At 64.6% G+C, this 3,055-nt stretch carries 3 protein-coding genes; 2 read left to right on the top strand and 1 reads right to left on the bottom strand.

Annotation, left to right across the window (positions count from 1 at the left end; all coding sequences use genetic code 11):
• On the bottom strand, window positions 1-618 hold a 618-nt coding region (locus EN906_RS28855), incomplete at its 3' end, for an amidohydrolase family protein (protein ID WP_164777431.1).
• Between the two features lie 98 nt (window positions 619-716).
• Here EN906_RS28855 and hutI point away from each other — a divergent pair.
• Entirely contained in the window at window positions 717-1,952 is a 1,236-nt protein-coding gene (hutI, locus tag EN906_RS28860; RefSeq protein ID WP_127270706.1) for an imidazolonepropionase, read from the top strand.
• A partial coding sequence (locus tag EN906_RS28865; RefSeq protein ID WP_127375552.1) for a histidine ammonia-lyase occupies window positions 1,949-3,055 on the top strand: 1,107 nt, incomplete at its 3' end. The genes hutI and EN906_RS28865, both read left to right, overlap by 4 nt.

Raw genomic sequence — 3,055 nt, forward strand, 5'->3', positions numbered from 1 at the left:
GTGCGGAGCGACGCCGACGACAGCCTGATTCAACGCGCGAACCAATTCGCGGCATTTCTCAACAAGCCGCGAGAACCGATTCACATCGTTGATGAATCGCCGCTGACCTTCGTTTGGCACGGCACCGCCGAAAGACGAGTGCGCATAAAACACTGGCAGCAGCGTCAGGCCGATACCTGTTTCGCCGGCCGCCGCCGCGATGCGCCCGGCCATCTCGGCAAGATTGGCGTAGGATTTTCCATCGCGGTCGTGATGCAGATAGTGAAATTCGCCGACGCGGGAAAAACCGGCCTCCAGCATCTCGACATAGAGTTGTGCGGCAACCGCCTCGACCTGATCGGGTGTCATCGACAGGGCGAAACGGTACATCACCTCGCGCCAGCTCCAGAAACTGTCGGCGGAGGGGCCGCGAAGTTCGGCAAGGCCGGCCATGCCGCGCTGGAAGGCGTGGCTGTGAAGGTTGGGCATGCCGGGCAACAGGATCGCGTGGCGTTCGTCGCCGGCTAGCGCGGTAGCTCCAGGTTCGACGGTCGTGATGCGTCCCTCGGCGAAGGTGAGCCGCACATTATCGCGCCAACCATCGGGAAGGAGCGCCTGTTCCGCAAAGATCGCTGCCACTTTTCTCTCCGGTCCTCTGTCTCTCATGCGATGATGGCACTTGCAGTGCGTTTCAATATGTATATACATAATCGTCATCGATTGAAACGGAAAAGATGATGGCTGGACAGAGCAAAAGCCGGGCAGGGGATCTTCGTCTGTGGCGCAATGCGCGGCTAGCGACAATGGTCGACGGGTCTGCCGGACTTGGCGTCGTCGAACATGGCGCGGTCGCTGCGCGTGACGGCCGCATTGTCTATGCCGGCCTCGAGTCGGAGCTGCCCCCAACACTTGCCCAGGGCGCCGAGACGGTCGATTGCGAGGGCCGCTGGATCACGCCTGGCCTGATCGACTGCCACACCCATCTGGTCCATGCCGGCAACCGCGCGAACGAATTCGAGATGCGGCTGGCCGGCGCCACCTATGAAGAGGTCGCCCGGGCCGGCGGCGGCATTGTTTCGTCGGTCAAATCCTTGCGCGCCGCCAGCGAAGATGAACTGGTCACTCAATCGCTGCCGCGCCTCGATGCGCTGATCGCCGAAGGCGTGACCACCGTCGAGATCAAGTCCGGCTATGGCCTCGACCTCGAAAACGAGAAGAAGTCGCTGCGTGCCGCACGGCAGTTGGGCAACCAGCGGCCGGTGACAATCCGCACCACCTTCCTCGGCGCTCACGCGCTGCCGCCGGAAGCCAAGGGCGACAAGGACGCCTTTATCGATCTGGTCGCCAATGAGATTCTTCCAAAGATTGCCGCCGAGGGGCTGGCCGATGCGGTCGACGGGTTTTGCGAGGGCATCGCCTTTTCGCCGGAACAGATGGCGCGCGTCTTCGCTGCGGCAAAGGCGGCCGGCCTGCCGGTCAAGCTTCATGCCGACCAGCTGTCCAACCTGCATGGCGCCGAACTCGCCGCCCGTTACGGTGCGCTGTCGGCCGACCATCTCGAATACACCGATGATGCCGGTGCAGCGGCGATGGCCAAGGCCGGAACCGTGGCGACGATCTTGCCCGGCGCCTACTATTTCATTCGCGAAACCAAGAAGCCGCCGATCGGCCTGTTTCGCCAGCACGGCGTCAGGATGGCTGTCGCCACCGACAACAATCCCGGCACTTCGCCGCTGACCTCACTGCTTCTGACCATGAACATGGCCGCGACCCTGTTCGGCCTGACCGTCGATGAATGCCTTGCCGGCGTCACCCGGGAGGCCGCCCGCGCGCTTGGTTTGCTGGGAGAAACCGGCACGCTTGAGGTCGGAAAATCCACCGACCTGGCGATCTGGAACATCGAGCGCCCCGCCGAACTCGTCTATCGCATGGGCTTCAACCCGCTGCATGCCCGCATCTGGAGAGGACAATGACCGAACTGACCCTGAAGCCCGGCAATGCGACGCTGGCCGACTGGCGCGCCATCTATCGTGGCGCCGTGCCCAAGCTGGACAATGCCTGCCGGCCAAAGATCAAGGCGAGCGCCGAGGCTGTCGCCAGGATCGTTGCCAAGGGCGAGCCGGTCTATGGCATCAACACCGGCTTCGGCAAACTGGCCAGCGTCCGCATCCCGGCCGAGGATCTCGAGACCTTGCAGCGCAACATCGTCCTGTCGCACGCCGCCGGCGTCGGAGAGCCGATGCCGGTTGCTGTCTGCAGGCTGATGATGGCGCTGAAGCTCGCCAGCCTGGCGCAGGGCGCGTCGGGTGTGCGGCCGCAGACCATCGAGCTGCTCGAAGCGATGCTGGCCAACGACGTCATCCCGGTGGTGCCGGCGCAAGGTTCGGTCGGCGCCTCCGGCGACCTCGCCCCGCTGTCGCACATGACGGCGGTGATGATCGGCGTCGGCGAATGCTTCACCCCGCATGGCCGTTTCCCGGCCAAGGTCGCCTTCGTCTCGCATGGATTGGAACCGGTGACGCTGGGCGCCAAGGAGGGCCTGGCGCTGCTCAACGGCACCCAGTTTTCGACCGCCTATGCGCTGGCCGCCTTGTTCGAGGCCGAAGTGCTCTACCAATCGGCGCTGGTCGCTGGTGCCCTGTCGACCGACGCGGCAAAAGGGTCCGACGCCCCCTTCGATCCGCGCATCCATGTGCTGAGAAAGCATCCCGGCCAGATCGAGACGGCCGACGCCCTGCGCAATCTGATGGCCGGCAGCGCCATCCGTGAATCGCATCGGGTTGGCGACGAACGCGTGCAGGATCCGTATTGCCTGCGCTGCCAGCCGCAGGTCATGGGCGCCGCACTCACCGTGCTGCGCCAGGCGGCCGACACGCTGGGCACCGAAGCCAATGGCGTCACCGACAATCCGCTGATCTTCGCCGAGGATGACACCGCGCTTTCCGGCGGCAATTTCCACGCCGAGCCGGTGGCCTTCGCCGCCGACATGATCGCGCTCGCCATCTGCGAGATCGGCTCGCTGTCGGAACGCCGCATCGCCATGCTCGTCGATCCGGCACTGTCCGGCATGCCGGCC

It is taken from the genome of Mesorhizobium sp. M7A.F.Ca.CA.004.06.1.1, assembly GCF_003999135.1.
Taxonomy (GTDB): Bacteria; Pseudomonadota; Alphaproteobacteria; order Rhizobiales; family Rhizobiaceae; genus Mesorhizobium.